This window comes from Agromyces sp. NSFZ, from assembly GCF_056156205.1.
The window spans coordinates 1,591,020-1,606,641 of record NZ_CM149585.1 but is presented as its reverse complement, the minus strand read 5'-3'; the positions used below and the strand labels follow the sequence as shown (position 1 = coordinate 1,606,641).

At 72.6% G+C, this 15,622-nt stretch carries 17 protein-coding genes; 4 read left to right on the top strand and 13 right to left on the bottom strand.

All coding sequences use genetic code 11. The features are described 5' to 3' along the window. The 7 genes from ACVFI9_RS07550 to ACVFI9_RS07520 all read right to left on the bottom strand — a co-directional run bounded on the left by ACVFI9_RS07550 (window position 1) and on the right by ACVFI9_RS07520 (window position 7,231). Window positions 1-894 (bottom strand): glycerophosphodiester phosphodiesterase, encoded by an 894-nt coding sequence (locus tag ACVFI9_RS07550; RefSeq protein ID WP_474765492.1) that lies wholly within the window; start codon window positions 892-894, stop codon window positions 1-3. A gap of 65 nt (window positions 895-959) precedes the next feature. Beyond that, the gene (locus ACVFI9_RS07545) at window positions 960-2,447 is read right to left on the bottom strand and encodes an SDR family oxidoreductase (RefSeq protein WP_474765490.1); all 1,488 of its coding nucleotides are present in this window, start codon (window positions 2,445-2,447) and stop codon (window positions 960-962) included. Between the two features lie 32 nt (window positions 2,448-2,479). Continuing rightward, window positions 2,480-2,677: a hypothetical protein gene (locus ACVFI9_RS07540; protein WP_474765488.1), complete on the bottom strand. Its 198-nt coding sequence runs from the start codon at window positions 2,675-2,677 to the stop codon at window positions 2,480-2,482. Between the two features lie 49 nt (window positions 2,678-2,726). After that, window positions 2,727-3,587 carry an aldehyde dehydrogenase family protein gene (locus ACVFI9_RS07535; RefSeq protein WP_474765487.1) on the bottom strand — a complete coding sequence of 287 codons (861 nt, stop codon included), beginning with the start codon at window positions 3,585-3,587 and terminating at the stop codon, window positions 2,727-2,729. Continuing rightward, on the bottom strand, window positions 3,584-5,146 hold the full coding sequence (locus ACVFI9_RS07530) for an aldehyde dehydrogenase family protein (protein WP_474765485.1): 1,563 nt from the start codon (window positions 5,144-5,146) through the stop codon (window positions 3,584-3,586). Before ACVFI9_RS07530 ends, ACVFI9_RS07535 begins: the two co-directional genes overlap by 4 nt. A gap of 57 nt (window positions 5,147-5,203) precedes the next feature. Beyond that, window positions 5,204-6,226 carry a deoxyribose-phosphate aldolase gene (deoC, locus tag ACVFI9_RS07525; protein WP_474765483.1) on the bottom strand — a complete coding sequence of 341 codons (1,023 nt, stop codon included), beginning with the start codon at window positions 6,224-6,226 and terminating at the stop codon, window positions 5,204-5,206. A 54-nt stretch (window positions 6,227-6,280) separates the two neighbouring features. Further along, window positions 6,281-7,231, bottom strand: a complete 951-nt coding sequence (locus ACVFI9_RS07520) for a sugar-binding transcriptional regulator (RefSeq protein ID WP_474765482.1) — start codon at window positions 7,229-7,231, stop codon at window positions 6,281-6,283. 113 nt (window positions 7,232-7,344) lie between these two features. On the opposite strand from ACVFI9_RS07520, the gene ACVFI9_RS07515 reads away from it, so the two are divergent. After that, window positions 7,345-8,277: an ROK family protein gene (locus tag ACVFI9_RS07515; RefSeq protein WP_474765480.1), complete on the top strand. Its 933-nt coding sequence runs from the start codon at window positions 7,345-7,347 to the stop codon at window positions 8,275-8,277. Between the two features lie 18 nt (window positions 8,278-8,295). Here the strand turns inward: ACVFI9_RS07515 and ACVFI9_RS07510 are convergent, their stop codons facing one another. Beyond that, window positions 8,296-9,513, bottom strand: coding sequence for a CynX/NimT family MFS transporter (locus ACVFI9_RS07510; protein ID WP_474765479.1), 1,218 nt, complete (start codon window positions 9,511-9,513; stop codon window positions 8,296-8,298). A 23-nt stretch (window positions 9,514-9,536) separates the two neighbouring features. Here ACVFI9_RS07510 and ACVFI9_RS07505 point away from each other — a divergent pair, with 23 nt between their 5' ends. Next, the gene (locus ACVFI9_RS07505; RefSeq protein ID WP_474765477.1) at window positions 9,537-10,202 is read left to right on the top strand and encodes a hypothetical protein; all 666 of its coding nucleotides are present in this window, start codon (window positions 9,537-9,539) and stop codon (window positions 10,200-10,202) included. A gap of 9 nt (window positions 10,203-10,211) precedes the next feature. Here the strand turns inward: ACVFI9_RS07505 and ACVFI9_RS07500 are convergent, their stop codons facing one another. Genes ACVFI9_RS07500 through truB form a run of 4 tightly spaced genes read right to left on the bottom strand, consistent with a single transcriptional unit; the run spans window position 10,212 to window position 12,945 of the window. Further along, window positions 10,212-11,144: a bifunctional riboflavin kinase/FAD synthetase gene (locus tag ACVFI9_RS07500; RefSeq protein WP_474765475.1), complete on the bottom strand. Its 933-nt coding sequence runs from the start codon at window positions 11,142-11,144 to the stop codon at window positions 10,212-10,214. Further along, window positions 11,141-11,632: a hypothetical protein gene (locus ACVFI9_RS07495; protein WP_474765474.1), complete on the bottom strand. Its 492-nt coding sequence runs from the start codon at window positions 11,630-11,632 to the stop codon at window positions 11,141-11,143. The genes ACVFI9_RS07500 and ACVFI9_RS07495 overlap by 4 nt, the downstream gene beginning before the upstream one ends. 24 nt (window positions 11,633-11,656) lie before the next feature. Then, window positions 11,657-12,025: a hypothetical protein gene (locus tag ACVFI9_RS07490; protein ID WP_474765472.1), complete on the bottom strand. Its 369-nt coding sequence runs from the start codon at window positions 12,023-12,025 to the stop codon at window positions 11,657-11,659. After that, a complete protein-coding gene (truB, locus tag ACVFI9_RS07485) occupies window positions 12,022-12,945 on the bottom strand; it encodes a tRNA pseudouridine(55) synthase TruB (protein ID WP_474765471.1) in 924 nt (307 codons plus the stop codon). The genes ACVFI9_RS07490 and truB overlap by 4 nt, the downstream gene beginning before the upstream one ends. 63 nt (window positions 12,946-13,008) lie before the next feature. On the opposite strand from truB, the gene ACVFI9_RS07480 reads away from it, so the two are divergent. Then, window positions 13,009-14,001 (top strand): ketopantoate reductase family protein, encoded by a 993-nt coding sequence (locus ACVFI9_RS07480; RefSeq protein WP_474765469.1) that lies wholly within the window; start codon window positions 13,009-13,011, stop codon window positions 13,999-14,001. Window positions 14,002-14,037: 36 nt separating this feature from the next. Here ACVFI9_RS07480 and ACVFI9_RS07475 read toward each other — a convergent pair whose 3' ends face one another. Further along, a complete protein-coding gene (locus ACVFI9_RS07475; protein WP_474765468.1) occupies window positions 14,038-14,640 on the bottom strand; it encodes a nucleoside/nucleotide kinase family protein in 603 nt (200 codons plus the stop codon). A 74-nt stretch (window positions 14,641-14,714) separates the two neighbouring features. On the opposite strand from ACVFI9_RS07475, the gene ACVFI9_RS07470 reads away from it, so the two are divergent. Then, a complete protein-coding gene (locus ACVFI9_RS07470; protein ID WP_474765466.1) occupies window positions 14,715-15,605 on the top strand; it encodes an HhH-GPD family protein in 891 nt (296 codons plus the stop codon). Window positions 15,606-15,622 lie beyond the last annotated feature (17 nt).

Below are 15,622 nucleotides of genomic sequence, written 5' to 3'. Positions count from 1 at the left end.
TCACGTTCCGGGCGCGGTGACGGCGAGCCACTGGTCGAGTTCGCTCGGCTGGTCGGTGATGATGCCGTCGATCCCGAGCGCGCTCACCTCCTGCCAGGTCTCGTGCGTGTTCAGCGTGTAGCAGAGCACCGCGACGCCCGCCTCGTGGAGCGCCTCGAGCGCGCCCGGCACGGCGGTGACGGATGCCGCGGTCGTGCCGAATCCGATGACGCCGAGCCGCTCGGCGAGCGCGACCGGCTCGGCGGGCAGCTCGCGGATGAGCATGATGCGCGGCGTGGTGGGCGACACCTGCTGGATGGCGAAGAGCGTCTCGAGGCTGAAGCTCTGCAGGACCACGCGTCCGCGGAGCCCGTGGCGCTCGACGAGGTCCACGACCCGGCGCACCTCCTCGATCCGCCAGTCGGCCTTCAGCTCGACGAGGGCGCGAGCGGTCTCGCGGCGGGCGAGCTCCGCGAGGAACTCATCGAGCGTCGGCATCCGCTCACCTGCGAACCGGCCGTCGTACCAGGCGCCGACGTCCAGGCGCCGGAGGGCGGCGAGATCGAGCTCGCCCACGCCGCGTCGGTCGCCGGTCACCCGCTCGAGGCTCGTGTCGTGGAACAGCACCGGAACGCCGTCGCGGCTGAGCTGCACGTCGGTCTCGACGAAGTCGAGGTCGTCAATCGCCCGTTCGAGCGCGGGCATGGTGTTCTCGGGCGCCTCCGAGCGGTCGCCGCGGTGCCCGACGATGAACGCGGGTTCGCCAGGGAGGCGCAGCGCGCCGAACACGTCGACGGCCGAGGCGGTGGTGGGCGTCGTCGCGACGAGGAGCAGCGTCGCGATCACGGCGGTGCCGACCAGGGCGCACGCGATGCGCACGGCACGTCGGGGCGGGTGCGAGAGCCGGTCGAGCATGGGTTCGGCCTTTCCACCGAGCGGGCGACGTTGCCCGATCGGTGCGAGTCACTCTAGCAAGACCGTTACCGTTTCGTTATCTCGGGATGCCGCGCGCGTGTCGCCGCCTCCGCCTCGGCGGTGATGCGGTTCGCCATGCCGGCGAAGATGACGCCGTGGAACGGCGCGATCGCCCACCAGTAGAGCCGGCCCGCGAGCCCCTTGGGGAAGAACACCGCGCGCTGTCGATACACCGAGCCGTCCGGCGCCTCGGCCGCCGACAGCTCGAGCCAGGCCCGCCCGGGCACGCGCATCTCCGCGCGCAGCCGGAGGGAGGTTCCCCGCTCGATCGCCTCGACGCGCCAGAAGTCGACGGCGTCGCCGACGTGCAGCACCTCGGGATCCCGGCGGCCGCGGCGGAGGCCCACTCCCCCGGTCATCTTGTCGATCCAGCCGCGCAGCGCCCACGCGAGCGGAAACGAGTACCAGCCGTTCTCGCCGCCGACGCCCTCGATGACCCGCCAGAGCGCGGTCATCGGCGCCGTCGAACGGCGGACGCGTTCGTCGACGTAGACGGTGTGGCCCGCCCACTCGGGATCGCTCGGCAGCGGATCGCTCGGCGCGCCGGCGACCTCGGCGTTTCGCCAGCTCGTCTCGACATCACCGGCGCGTTCGCGATCGAGCGCGAGCCGCACGGCGGCCCGGTACGGCAGCAGCCCCTCGGCGGGCGGCGGGATGACGGCGTCGATGTCGTGGTCGTGCATGACGCAGTCGAACTGCAGCGATTCGATGATGGGCACGGCGAGCCGGCGTGGGATCGGGGTGACGAGGTTGACCCACTGGCCCGCGAGCCACGGGGTGAGCACCGGCAGCGCCGCGATGGGGCGCTGCCGAAGCCCCGCCTCGACGGCGTAGCCGTTCATGAGCTGCCCGTACCGGTGCACGTCGGGCCCGCCGATGTCGAACGCGCGGTTCACATCGGGCGGGAGCTCAGCGGCGTGCACGAGGTAGTGCAGCACGTCGCGCACGGCGATCGGCTGGATGAAGTCGCGCACCCACCGTGGGGCTGGCATGTACGGCAGCACCTCGGTGAGATGACGGATCATCTCGAACGACGTCGAGCCCGAGCCGATGATGACCCCGGCCTGCAGCACGACCGTCGGCACGCCCGACGACAGGAGGATCTCGCCGACCGCCGCCCGGGAACGCAGGTGCCGCGAGAGTCGCGCCCCCGCCGGGTGCAGCCCGCCGAGGTACACGATGCGACGCGCCCCGTGTCGCCGAGCCGCCTCGGCGACGTGGCGTGCGATGGCGAGCTCCGTCGACTCGAAGTCGCCGCGCCCGCCCATGGAGTGCACGAGGTAGTAGACGACCTCGATGCCGGCCATGGCGCGATCGACGGATGCCGCGTGCACGAGGTCGCCCTCGGCGATCTCGACGTCACCCGCCCACGGCACGTCGCGCAGTCGTTCGGGCCGACGCGCGAGGACGCGCACGTCGTAGCCCGCCTGGATCAGGCGCGGCACCAGTCGTCCGCCGATGTAGCCGGTGGCACCGGTCACGAGCACCCGCACGCCGCCACCCCCCGACCGACGGCCCGTCTCGGTCAGGACCGCTCGTTGCCTCGACGATAGTTGCCGCTCGCCCGGGCGAGGAGGTGCTGCACCTGTGAATCGTCCGCGCGTTGCAGGGTCGCGACGAGGCGGGCCGCGACGTGTCCGCCGACCGTCATCACGGTGCGTCCGCCGCGCGAGACGATGAGGCCGCCCTGCTTCGTGACGCGATAGTCGAACGGGTCAGACACGAGTCTGCCCCGTTCGTCCGATGCTCCGTTGCGTCCGGACATGCCGACGCTACCGCAGGCTCTTCGTGTGCCAGACCGTCTTGGTCTCGGTGAACGCGCTGATGCGGTCGAGCGTCGGTGCCGCGGCATCCGCCCCCTGCTCGGGCCGCAGCACGCGCTTCAGGGTGTCCGCCGCGTCGATCTCGAGGGAGATCCAGTCGAGGTCGCCCGCGCCCACGAGGTCGAGCGCATTCACGTCGGCGTGGCTGGCGAGCCACGGGGCGATCTCGGCGGGCGAGCCGGTGAGCACGTTGACCACGCCCTTGGGCACGTCGCTCGTGGCGAGCACCTCGGCGAGGCTGATCGCCGAGAGCGGGAATCGCTCGCTCGCCACTGCGACGACGGCGTTGCCCGCCACGACGGCCGGAGCCACCGCCGAGACGAAACCGAGCAGCGACGAGTCCTGCGGCACGATGACGGCGACGACGCCGGTGGGCTCGGGCACCGAGATGTTGAAGTAGGGACCCGCGACGGGGTTCGCGTTACCCGCCACCTGCGCGAACTTGTCGGCCCAGCCGGCATACCAGACCCATCGGTCGATCGACTCGTCGACCTGGGCGGTGGCGACGGCTCGCGTGACGCCCTCGGCCTCCTCGATCTCGGCGATGAACTGCGCGCGGCGCCCCTCGAGGAGCTCGGCGATGCGGTACAGCACCTGGCCTCGGTTGTAGGCGGTCGCGCCGCCCCATCCGGGCACCGCCGAACGTGCGGCCACGACCGCGTCGCGCGCGTCCTTCCGCGATGCCTTCGCCGCGTTCGCGAGGAACGTGCCCGTCGCCGAGACGACCTCGTAGGTGCGACCCGACTCGCTGCGCGGGAAGGCGCCGCCGATGTACAGCTTGTAGGTCTTGGGTACGGCGAGGCGGCTCACTTCGCGACTCCCTTCTTCTTCGAACGTGCTGATCGAGGAGGCCGCGCAGCGGCCGTCTCGACATCCGCGGATGCCGCGGCGCCGGTCTCGAGACGGCGTTGCACGACTCCTCGACCCACCGCGGATGCGGGCTTCAGGTAGGCGGCGAGGCCGTGCCTGCCGCCCTCGCGGCCGTAGCCCGACTCCTTGTAGCCGCCGAACGGGCTCGACGGGTCGAAGCGGTTGAACGTGTTGGCCCAGACGACGCCGGCCCGCAGCTGGTCGGCGACCGCGAGGATGCGGCTGCCCTTGTCGGTCCAGATGCCGGCCGAGAGGCCGTACGGCGTGTTGTTCGCCTTCGCGATCGCCTCGGCCGGCGTGCGGAAGGTGAGCACCGAGAGCACCGGCCCGAAGATCTCATCGCGTGCGATGCGGCTCGACGTCTGCACGTTCGTGAAGATCGTGGGCGCGTACCAGAACCCGTTCTCGGGGATCTCGCACGGCACGCTCCAGCGATCGGCGCCCTCGGCGACGCCGATCTCGGAGAGCTCGTGGATGCGCTCGAGCTGTTCCTTCGAGTTGATCGCGCCGATGTCGGTGTTCTTATCGAGCGGATCGCCGAGGCGCAGCGTCGAGAGTCGCAGCTTCAGGCGTTCGACGACCTCGTCGTGGATGTTCTCCTGCACGAGGAGGCGCGAGCCGGCGCAGCACACGTGTCCCTGGTTGAAGAAGATGCCGTTGACGATGCCCTCGATGGCCTGGTCGATGGGCGCGTCGTCGAAGACGATGTTCGCGGCCTTGCCGCCGAGCTCGAGCGTGACCTTCTTGTCGGTTCCGGCGACCTGCCGGGCGATCGCCCGGCCGACGGCGGTCGAACCCGTGAACGCCACCTTGTCGACGCCCTCGTGCGCGACGAGCGCGGCTCCGGTGTCGCCGGCGCCCGTGATGATGTTCACGACGCCCGGCGGCAGGTCGGCCTGCTGCAGGATCTCGGCGAAGATCAGCGCGCTGAGCGGCGTCGTCTCGGCGGGCTTCAGCACCACGGTGTTGCCCGCGGCGAGCGCCGGGGCGATCTTCCACGCGAGCATGAGCAGCGGGAAGTTCCACGGGATCACCTGCGCGGCGACGCCGAGCGACCGGGGGTCGGCGCCGAGGCCCGCGTGGTCGAGCTTGTCGGCCCAGCCCGCGTAGTAGAAGAACCAGGCCGCCACGAGCGGCACGTCGACGTCGCGTGACTCCTTGATGGGCTTGCCGTTGTCGAGCGACTCGGCCACGGCGAGCTCGCGGGAGCGTTCCTGCACGAGGCGCGCGATGCGGAAGAGGTACTTGCCGCGGTCGCGGCCCGGCATCCGCGACCACACGTTCGCGTACGCCCGCCGGGCGGCGGCGACCGCGTCGGCGACATCGGCCTCGTTCGCGTTCGCGATGGTGGCGAGGTGCTCCTCGGTCGCGGGCGAGATCGTCTGGAACGGGGTGCCGCGTCCGTCGACGAACTCGCCGTCGATGAAGAGGCCGTACTGGTCGCGGAGCGACAGGATCGCCCGCGACTCGGGGGCTGGTGCGTATTCGAGGAAGCTCATGTCGGTGGTTCCTTTGGTCGGTCCCTGAGGAGGCCCGTCAGGGCCGTCTCGAAGGGCTCAGTCGATCGTCACGTAGTCGGCGCCGGAGTAGTGCCCCGACGTGAGCTTCTGACGCTGCAGGAGCACGTCGTTGAGCAGGCTCGACGCGCCGAAGCGGAACAGGTGGGGCTGGAGCCATTCCTCGCCGGCGGTCTCGGCGACTGTGACGAGGTACTTGATGGCGTCCTTCGAAGCCCGGATGCCGCCCGCGGGCTTCACTCCGATGCGCTGGCCGGTCATCAGGTGCCAGTCGCGCACGACCTCGAGCATGAGGAGCGTCACCGGCAGCGTGGCGGCCGGCTGCACCTTGCCGGTGGAGGTCTTGATGAAATCGCCGCCCGCGAGGATCGAGAGCCACGACGCCCGGCGCACGTTGTCGTAGGTCACAAGTTCGCCGGTCTCGAGGATCACCTTGAGCGACGCGCTCGTGCCGTCGGCGCGTCGGCAGGCCTCCTTCACGGCCGCGATCTGGTCGAACACCTGCCCGTAGCGCCCGGCGAGGAACGCGCCGCGGTCGATGACCATGTCGATCTCGTCGGCACCCGCCGCAACCGCCTCGGCGGTGTCGGCGAGCTTGATGTCGAGCGATGCCCGGCCGGAGGGGAACGCCGTGGCGACCGCGGCCACGCTGATGCCGCCGTCATCGGGGTCGCCGTGGGCGGCTCCCAGCGCGTCGATGGCCGACGGCACCATGTCGCCGTAGACGCAGACGGCCGCGACGCGTGGCGTCGTGGCATCGCCCGGATCGGGGTTGAGGGCCTTCGCGACGAGCGATCGCACCTTGCCGGGCGTATCGGCGCCCTCGAGGGTCGTGAGGTCGATGAGCGAGATGATGCGGTCGAGCGCCCACTGCTTCGAGGTGGTCTTGATCGAGCGGGTGCCGAGCGCGGCGGCGCGCTGCTCGAGCCCCACCGCGTCGACGCCGGCGATGCCGTGCAGGTAGCGCCGGAGGGTGGCGTCGTCGGGTTCGCCGCCGAGCACGGCGAGCGCGCGCTCCCTGGCGGAGACGAGGGAGGTGCCTGCGCTGACTTGAGCTGGCATGGTGTTGACCTGGCTTTCGGGGTCGGGGCGCTGGGCTGCCTGTTGGCGGCGCGCTCAGCCGTCGAGGAGGTGGAGGGCGGTGGCCTCGTCGGTGACCAGGACCGAGCAGAGGCCGCTGCGCACGACCGCATCGGCGACGGCGTGCTTGGCGGTGCCGGCGATGACGGCGATGGTGAGCGGCGCGGCGCGCAGCTCATCGAGGGTGAGGCCGACCGTGCGTGCGTCGAGCGCTGGGTCGACGATGTTGCCGTCGGAGTCGACGTACCGACCCACGACGTCACCGACGGCGCCCTTCTGCACGAGCACGTCCACGTCGGCCGTCGAGAGGTACCCGCTCTCGATGTGCACGGACGTGTGGTCGGCGGGGCCCGCGCTGAAGAGATATGCGTCGGCGGACCGGGCGAGTTCGATGACGCCGGCGACGACGCGGTCGGACTCGATGGCCTCCTTCGTCGCGAGGCGTTCGAGGATGGCCGGACTCGGCAGCAGGGTGGCGCTGCCGCCGCCCTTCTGCGCGATGCCCACGGCCGTCGCCGCCGCGGTGCCGGGGCGGCGATTGAGGCTCACGCCGCCGTTGATCTGCACGACGTTGACGCCCGTGGCCCAGCCGTTGCGGAGGTGCTGCGAGATCTCGAACAGCGTGCGGCCCCAGCTCACGCCGAGCGTGCGGGGCACCGGCCGGAGCGCCGTGAGGTAGTCGGCGGCCGCCTGGGCGGTGCGCTCCTGCAGCTCTTCGGGCAGCTGGACGCCGGCCGTCGAGACGACGATCGCGTCGTCGAGCCCGCGCTCCTCGCGGAGGCGGCGCTCGATCGGCAGGCGACGCGCCCGCGGATGCAGGATCTCGATGCGGATGAATCCGCGCTGCTTCGCCTGCGCGAGGAGGCGACCGACCTTCCACCGGGTCAGGCGCAGTGCCTGCCCGATCTCGTCCTGCGTCTTGTTCTCTTCGTAGTAGAGTTCGGCCGCCCGAATCGAGAGCAGCTCGTCGACCTCGTCCACACGCATCCTTCCGCTCGATCACCAGCGTAGGCAGCCCCCTGCGCATCGGCAACACTCGCGGGCAATCCTGCTCATATGAGCAGACCGGGCACGGATGCCGCGCGCCTATGCTGGTGCCCATGCAACGGGCACTCGCGCTCGCGGTCGACTTCGGGGGCACCAAGGTCGAAGCCGCGTTGGTCGACGATCGCGGTCAGCTCCTTCCCGGCTCGCGTCACCGGCGGCCGACGGGTGCCGCCGCGTCGAGCATCGACCTGGGGGACGCCGTGCGCGAGGTCGTCGAGCACGCGCTGCACTCCGTGCCCGACGGAGCGCCGCTCACGGGCGTCGGCATCGGGGCCGCGGGTCCCGTCGACGCCGAGCAGGGTCTCGTCTCGCCGCTCAACGTGCCGGCGTGGCGCGATCATCCGCTCGCGGCATCCGTCGCCGAACTGGTGCCCGAGGCGCCCGTGACCCTGCGCATCGACGGCCTGTGCATCGCGCTCGCCGAGCACTGGGTGGGTGCGGGGCAGGGCGTCTCGAACCTGCTCGGCATGATCGTGTCGACGGGCGTGGGCGGCGGGCTCGTGCTCGGCGGGCGCGCCGCGGCGAGCCCCACCGGCAACGGCGGCCACATCGGCCACGTGGAGGTGGGCGGCTTCGACGATGCCTGCGCGTGCGGCGGGAGCGGATGCCTCGAGGCCGTCGCGTCGGGCCCGCGCACGGTGGCATGGGCGAGGACGCAGGGGTTCGCCGGCCAGACCGGCGAGGACCTCGCCGTCGCGCACGCTGCCGGGGACCCGATCGCCGTGGCGGCCGTCGCCCGGGCCGGCACCGCGCTCGGCCACGCCATCGCGTCGGCCGCGAACCTGCTCGACCTCGACGTCGTCGCCATCGGCGGCGGGTTCTCGCGCGTCTCCCCCGCGCTCTTCGAGCACGCTCGTGCGGCCGTGGCCGAACGCGCGGCGTTCCCGTTCGTCTCGCGCGTCGAGATCGTGCCCTCCGCGCTGTCCGACGAGGGACCGCTCATCGGCGCCGCAGCGCTCGTGCACCGACCCGAGTTCCTCGCCTGAGGCGTGCGACGTCGGCGATCACGCCTCGGCGTGCTCGTCCTCGAGGTACCGCGGCCGTGACGCGACGAGCCCGGCGATCGCCGCGGGCACCGCGGAGCCCATGAGGAACAGCAGCGGCCAGAGCCAGCCGCCCGTCAGGTCGTGCAGCACACCGACCGCGAACGGGCCCACCGCGACCATCAGGTAGCCCGCCGACTGCACGAAGCCCGACAGTGCGACGGCACCCTGGTGCGTCCGCGTGCGGAGGTTGACGAGCACGAGGGCGAGGGGGAACAGCAGGGTGCCGATGCCGGCGAGCGACACCCACAGCCACGTCGCGACGGCCGGCGCGAGGATCAGCCCGGCGTACCCCGCGACGATCGTCGCCGACGCGATCCCGACCATGAGGCGGATACGACCGTGGCGTGCGGCCACGATCGGCACGACGAGGGCCGCAGGCAGCCCCATGGCCGCGAAGAGCGACAGCAGCGCGCCGGCCTCGGCGGGCGAGGCGCCCGCCTCCTCCTGCAGAATCGCCGGCAGCCACGCGAAGATCGAGTACGCGGTGAACCCCGACACCATGAAGAGGATCGTGACGGCCCACGCGAGCGGCGAGCGCAGCGCGAAACGCAGCAGCCCCGGCGCAACGCCCTCGGGCAGCTCGGCAGCCGACCGGCCGCGCGGGTGCACGAGGAGCGCGAGCCAGGGCAGCAGCGCGACGGCGGCCACGACCGCCCAGAGGCCGAGGGAGACGCGCCAGCCCGCGGCATCCGCCACCGGCACCGCGATGAGCGGGGGCGTGAACGTGCTCACCGACATCGCCGTGACGTACAGCGTCGTCACCAGCCCGATCCGGTCGGGGAAGTAGCGCTTCACGAGCGGCGGCAGCAGCACGTTGCCGACGCCGATCGCCGCGAACGTGAGCGCGCTGGCGGCCACCAGCCACAGGGCGTCGCCCGCGAGCCCGCGTCCGGCGAGGCCGACGGCGAGCGCCACGAGCGAGCCGACGAGGGCGATCTCGAGACCCACGCGCTTGGCGATCGCCGGGGTGGCGATGCCGAAGACGGCGTAGCACAGCGGCGGCAGCATGCCGAGCAGTCCCACGATCACGGGCGACAGCGGCACGTCCTGCTCGATCTGCACGATGATCGGCGAGAGCGAGGCCACGGCCGTGCGGAGGTTGAACGCGACGAGCACGATGCCGATGAGCGCGAGCGTTCGCCCAGCCCACAGCGGTCGGGGCTGGATCGGGGGCATCATCACGAGTCTAGGCTGGTCGCGTGGCCGACTTCGCCCGCTACCTCCCGCTCAGCCAGCGTGCACGCACCGACGAACGCGGCGTGACGAGCGACCGGCGTGCACCGACCGCTGCCGTGCTCCGCGAGATCGCGGGCGCACTGCGGGGGGCGGGCGCCGACGGATGGCAGGCCCCCACGGACGACGGCGGCACGGTGGCGGCCGCCGTTGCGCGCCTGATCGCCGGCTTCGACCGGGCACCGGCGCGACGGGTCCTCGATTCGGCGCAGCGCGTGCTCGGCATGCAGGCGAGCACGGCCGCGGCCGTGGCCGCTCCGAGTGGGGCGACGGATGCCGCGACCGCCCTCGAGGCCCGTGCGATCCTCGTCGCCGAGCGCCGGCAGCCGACCCGCCTGATCGAGCTCGATGACGCGGTCGTCGCGGCCATCCTGGTCGGCGACGCCCTCGCCCTGCCGGTCACCGTCCCGCCCCTCGCCTCCGGCGCAGTCGCACTCCGGCGCGCGGCCGCCGCACCGACCCCGATCAAGGCCGTCATCTCGGGCCACCGGCTGCACGCGACCGATGCGGGCTGGACGATCGGGCAGGGGCCCGCGCTCGTCGGCACGGCGCACGAGCTCATCCGCTTCCTCGCCGGCATCGGCACCGAGGCACCGCGGCGCGCCCGCGACGGCGAGGTCGCCGACGAGTGACGCGCCGGGTCAGTCGACGAGTACCGAGCGAGCGCGGTCGACGTCGCCGCGCATGGTCTCGACGAGGTCGGGGACGTTCGTGAACGCCACCATGCCGCGCAGCCGCTCGACGAACTCGACGTCGACGACGTGGTCGTAGAGATCCAGGTCGCGATCGAGCACGTACGCCTCGACCTGCTTCTTCCGCACGCCCTCGAACGTCGGGTTGTCCCCCACCGAGATGGCCGCGGGGTACCTGGTTCCGGCATCGGTGAGCCACCCGGCATAGACGCCGTCGGCGGGGATCAGGCCCTCGGACTCGGGGCTCAGGTTCGCCGTCGGGAACCCGAGCTCACGCCCGCGCTTCGCGCCGTGCACGACCAGCCCGGTCACGGTCGGCGCGTGCCCGAGGAGCTCGGTCGCATGCCGCACGTCGCCCGCGGCGAGGAGCTCGCGGATCCAGGTCGACGAGACCCGCCGCCCCGACTCGGGACGCACGTCGTCGACGACCTCGACCCGGAACCCGAACGTCGCGCCGAGCTCGGCGAGCAGGTGGACGTCGCCCGCACCGCGCGCCCCGTACCGGAAGTCGCTGCCGACGAGCACGGCCTTCGCGTGCAGCGCGTCGACGAGCACGCGCTCGACGAACTCCGTCGCCGGCACCGAGGCGAGCGCGCGGTCGAACGGCAGCAAGAGCGTCGCGTCGACGCCCGTCGAGCCGAGGAGGTCGAGCTTCTGCCGCACGCTCACGAGCGCCGCGGGGCACTTGTCGGGGGCGAGGAGCTCGAGCGGGTTGCGGTCGAAGGTCACCACGACCGAGCGCAGGTCCTCGGCGGCGGCGATGTCGTGCACCCGGTCGATGACGGCCCGGTGGCCGCGGTGCACCCCGTCGAACTTGCCGATGGTCACGACGCTCGGGCCGAAGCCCCGGGGAACGGCGGCGAGGCCCTTGAACGTCCTCACGACGCATCCGCCCCGCTCGACGGCGTCCCGCCCGCCTGCGACGGCGACGGCGCCGGCCCCGGCGACGACGGCCGGTGCGTCGCGAGCCACCACATGCCGAGCACGGGCAGCACGAGCGGGATGAACAGGTACCCGCGCCCGAACCACGACCACACGGTGTCGTGCGGGAACAGCGCCGGGTAGACGACGCTCAGGACACCCACGACGATGACGCCCGTGAACTCGAAGACGATGGTCGCCCAGGCCACCCGGTACCAGCCGCGACCCGAGCGCACGAGCGCGATCGTCGCGACGACGTAGACGACCGCGGCGAGTGCGGACAACGAGTACGCGAGGGGGGCCTCGTCGTACTTGGCGACGATCTGCACGAACGATCGACCCAGCGCCGCGAGCGCGAGCACGCCGTAGACGGCGACGAGCACGCTGCCGATGCCGGTCATCCGGCGCTTGCGATCGGTCTCGGGCCGGGCATTCTGCACGTCAGTCATGTCGTTCGATTCTCTCAGACGCGGCTAGGCCTGCTGCACGGTCCAGATCTGCAGCATGCGGTACACCATGACTCCGACGGCGAGCGCCGCGACGCCGAGCACCACGGTCGACCAGCGGTTGCGTTCGAGCAGGCCCCAGAAGATCGCGGCGGGCGGCAGCAGCAGCGCGCCGACGAGGTACGTGTAGAACTCGAGGAGGCTGCCGGTCGCCTCGTTCCCGAAGGCCGGCGCGGCGATGGCGACGACGAGCTGCACCAGGAGCAGCACCTCGACGAGCACGAGCGCGCCGTTCGCGAGGTCGTTCGGCGCACGTCCGGCGAAGCCGAGCACGAGGCAGAAGACGCCCGCGGCGACCGCGACGGCCAGCTGCACCCACGTGAACCACTCGATCATGCTCCGGCCTCCTCGGCGGGGAATCCCGTGACGACTTTCAGGGTCTCGCCGCGTCGTTCCACGATCGCGACGAGCCGTCGGTCGGGCCCGATCGCGGCGATCGGCGCGCCCGACGGCGCGATGGGGGGTCCGGATGCCTCGGGGGGTCCGGATGCCTCGACCCGCTTGCCGTGGCCGAGGTCGACGGCCTGCTGTTCGGTCAGGTGCACGACGGGCAGCGCCCGGCTCGCGGCATCCGCCGGGCTCATGAGCGCGGCGGCGACGTCGAGCTCGTCGAGCGCGGCGGCCTCGGCGACGTCGAAGGCGCCGATGCGGGTGCGGCGCAGGGCCGTGAGGTGTCCGCCGGTGCCGAGGTGTTCGCCGAGGTCGCGTGCGAGCGCGCGCACGTAGGTGCCCGACGAGCATTCGACGCGGACGTCGAGGTCGACGAAGCCCTCGCCGCGGCGCAGGTCGAGCAGCTCGAACGCCGAGACCGTCACCGTGCGCGCGGCGAGTTCGACGGCCTCGCCGTCGCGCACGCGCTGGTAGGCGCGCTTGCCCGCCACCTTCACTGCGCTCACGGCGCTCGGCACCTGCTCGATCACGCCCGTGAGCCCGCGCATGCCGGCCGCGACGGCGGCGTCGGTCGCGGCCTCGAGCCGGTCTGCGGATGCCGCGGCGAGCGGTTCGCCCTCGGCGTCGTCGGTCGTCGTGCTCCAGCCGAGGCGGATGGTCGCGAGGTACGTCTTGTCGAGGCCGACGAGGTGATGCAGGAGCCTCGTCGCGTGGTTCACGCCGAGGAGCAGGAGCCCCGTGGCCATGGGGTCGAGGGTGCCGGCGTGCCCGACCTTGCGGGTTCCGGCGAGGCGGCGAGTGCGGGCCACGACGTCGTGGCTCGTGATCCCCTGCGGCTTGTCGACGAGGAGGATGCCGCTGTTCACGCCGTACAGGCTAACAGCCGGGGTGACGCGGCCCGGTTCGCGGCCGACCCCTACGCTGGGATGGTGAGGATCGGGATCATCGGCGCCGGCGCGCTCGGCGGCACGTTCGCGGCGCTGCTCACGCGCGCCGGACACGAGGTGGAGGTCACCGCCCGCGGTGGGGGGCTCGAGGCGATCCGGGCCGACGGCATCCGGCTCTCCGGCGGGTACGGCGACGCTCACGCGCGCGTCGCCGCGGCGGAGGTGCTCACCGTGCGACCCGATCTCCTGCTCGTGTGCACCAAGGCGCAGGATGCCGCGGCCGCCATCGAGGCGAACGCCGCCGTCGTCGACGGGGCGCCGGTCGTCGTCGTGCAGAACGGCCTCGAGGGCGTCGCCACCGCCGAGCGCCTGCTCCCCCACTCGTCGTGCATGGGCCTCCTCTCGATCATCGCCGCGAACTACACGGAGCCCGGGGTGGTGCGGGTGACGACGCCCGCGACCAGCTACCTCGGCCGCGGCGACGGCCCGCCCGACGAGGAGAGCCGGCGCACCGCGACGCTCCTCTCCGAGGCCGTCCCGGTCGTCGCGATCGCCGGGTTCCGCGGCGCGCAGTGGACGAAGCTCATCGTGAACATGCTGAACGCCGTGCCGGCGATCGTGGGCCGCAGCGTGCAGGACGTCGTCGACGACCGGCGCCTGCGCCGAGTGGTCGCCGCGTCGATGCGCGAGGCGGTGCGGGTGGGGATCGCCCGCGGCATCCGCTTCGGGTCGCTTCAGGGGCTCGGCGATCGACGACTGCGACTGTTCGCGCGCCTCCCGCTCGCGCTCGGGCAGGTGCTGCCGTGGCTCATGCGGGTGCGCATGGGCAACGTGCCGAACCTCGGCTCGACCCAGCAGAGCCTGCGCCGTGGCCAGCCGACCGAGGTCGACTTCCTCAACGGAGCGGTCGTGCGCGAGGCCTCCGCTGCCGGCCTCGCGGCGCCCGTGAACGCGGCGCTGACCGCGCTCGTGCACGACGTGGAGGCGAGCGGACACCTGCCCGCTGCGCGCGTGATCGCGGCCGTCGGAGTGTGACGACCGCGCAGTCTCGCGGTCGCGCGGTCCGCGCCGTCAGAGGCTGTCGAAGTACCGCCGACTCGGGTGCTCGGGGTCGCGGTCGTCGACGACCGCCTGGGCGACGAGCCGAGGGTCGCTGTCGGCGTAGGCGAGTCGGTCGGCGGCGTCCTCCGGGTCACCGTCGAGGGCGATGCGGAAGTCCCAGAGATCGGTGAGGCGCGGTCGCAGCACGAAGCGCCCGTCGATCACGAGCAGCGCGTCGGCGGGACCCGTGAGCCACTTCGGCTCGACCCACGCGTCGCGCGTCGGATCGAACACGGCCGTCACGAACGCCGTCGACCCGCCCATGCGGAACGGCTCGATGAGGACGCGGCGCAAGGCCGACTCGTCGAAGCCGTAGTGGTAGTAGCGAGCCGGCGTGTCGGGGCCGAAATCGCCCTGCGCCTCGCGCGACCGGTGGAAGCCCTCCATGCTCGCCCGGAACACGCGGTGCCCACGTTCGCGGAACACCGCGGCGAGGTCGTCGGCGAGGCGCGTCTTGCCGCTCTGCAGCGGTCCGTCGATCGCGACGATCATGCGTCCGCGCCCGTAGTGCTGCAGGATCTCGTCGGCGAGGCCCCTGAGGAACGTGACGCGCGGCGTGGTGACGAGCTCCATGGCGACGAGCCTAGCTTCGCGGCATCGGCGTCGGCAGTGGCATGCGGCATAGGCAGTCGGCATAGGCTGGTCGGATGCCGCGTTCCGTTGCCGCCGACCTCCCGGCCGCGCTGAACTCGTGGTTCGCCGACGCCGCCCGGCCCCTGCCGTGGCGCGCCGCCGAGGTGTCTCCGTGGGCCGTGCTCGTGAGCGAGTTCATGCTGCAGCAGACGCAGGTGGCGCGCGTCATCCCACGCTGGGAGGCGTGGATCACCCGGTGGCCCACGCCGGCCGCGCTCGCCGCCGAGCCGCCCGCCGAGGCCGTTCGGGCATGGGATCGCCTCGGATACCCGCGGCGCGCCCTCTGGCTGCACCGGGCCGCCGTCGAGATCGTGGAGCGCCACGACGGCCGGGTGCCCGAGGAGCTCGACGACCTCCTCGCGCTGCAGGGCGTCGGCCCCTACACCGCGCGGGCGGTCGCCGCGTTCGCGTTCGGAGCGCGGCATCCGGTGGTCGACACCAACACGCGTCGGGTCATCGCGCGCGCGGTGCTCGGACAGGAGCATCCCGGACCTTCGTCGACGGCGCGCGACCTCGCCGAGATGGACGCGCTCCTGCCGGAGGGGGATGCCGCGGCGCGGGTGTTCAACGCCGCCGCGATGGAGCTCGGCGCCACCGTGTGCACGGCGCGTGCCCCGCGCTGCGACGTCTGCCCCGTCGCCGGATCGTGCGCGTGGCGGGCGGCGGGGTATCCGGCGTACGACGGACCCCGCAAGCCCGTGCAGTCGCGCTTCGAGGGGTCGGATCGGCAGGTGCGCGGGCTCGTGATGCGGGAACTGCGCGCGGCGCATCGTCCGGTCACGCGCGGCGAACTCGACGGCGTGTGGTCGGATGCTGCGCAGCTGGAACACGCCATCGCGGGGCTCGTGGCCGACGGGCTGGCGGTGGTCGGCCACGGCGGCTCGCTCGTGCTGCCCGACTCCTGACCTTGGGCGGCCGGTCG

Excerpts from the sequence above, each read along its gene's own strand:
- ACVFI9_RS07550 (WP_474765492.1), bottom strand. The coding sequence starts at position 894 with ATGCTCGACCGGCTCTCGCACCCGCCCCGACGTGCCGTGCGCATCGCG.
- ACVFI9_RS07530 (WP_474765485.1), bottom strand. The coding sequence starts at position 5,146 with ATGAGCTTCCTCGAATACGCACCAGCCCCCGAGTCGCGGGCGATCCTG.
- deoC (WP_474765483.1), bottom strand. The coding sequence starts at position 6,226 with ATGCCAGCTCAAGTCAGCGCAGGCACCTCCCTCGTCTCCGCCAGGGAG.
- ACVFI9_RS07520 (WP_474765482.1), bottom strand. The coding sequence starts at position 7,231 with ATGCGTGTGGACGAGGTCGACGAGCTGCTCTCGATTCGGGCGGCCGAA.
- ACVFI9_RS07515 (WP_474765480.1), top strand. The coding sequence starts at position 7,345 with ATGCAACGGGCACTCGCGCTCGCGGTCGACTTCGGGGGCACCAAGGTC.
- ACVFI9_RS07510 (WP_474765479.1), bottom strand. The coding sequence starts at position 9,513 with ATGCCCCCGATCCAGCCCCGACCGCTGTGGGCTGGGCGAACGCTCGCG.
- ACVFI9_RS07495 (WP_474765474.1), bottom strand. The coding sequence starts at position 11,632 with ATGACTGACGTGCAGAATGCCCGGCCCGAGACCGATCGCAAGCGCCGG.
- ACVFI9_RS07490 (WP_474765472.1), bottom strand. The coding sequence starts at position 12,025 with ATGATCGAGTGGTTCACGTGGGTGCAGCTGGCCGTCGCGGTCGCCGCG.
- ACVFI9_RS07475 (WP_474765468.1), bottom strand. The coding sequence starts at position 14,640 with ATGGAGCTCGTCACCACGCCGCGCGTCACGTTCCTCAGGGGCCTCGCC.
- ACVFI9_RS07470 (WP_474765466.1), top strand. The coding sequence starts at position 14,715 with ATGCCGCGTTCCGTTGCCGCCGACCTCCCGGCCGCGCTGAACTCGTGG.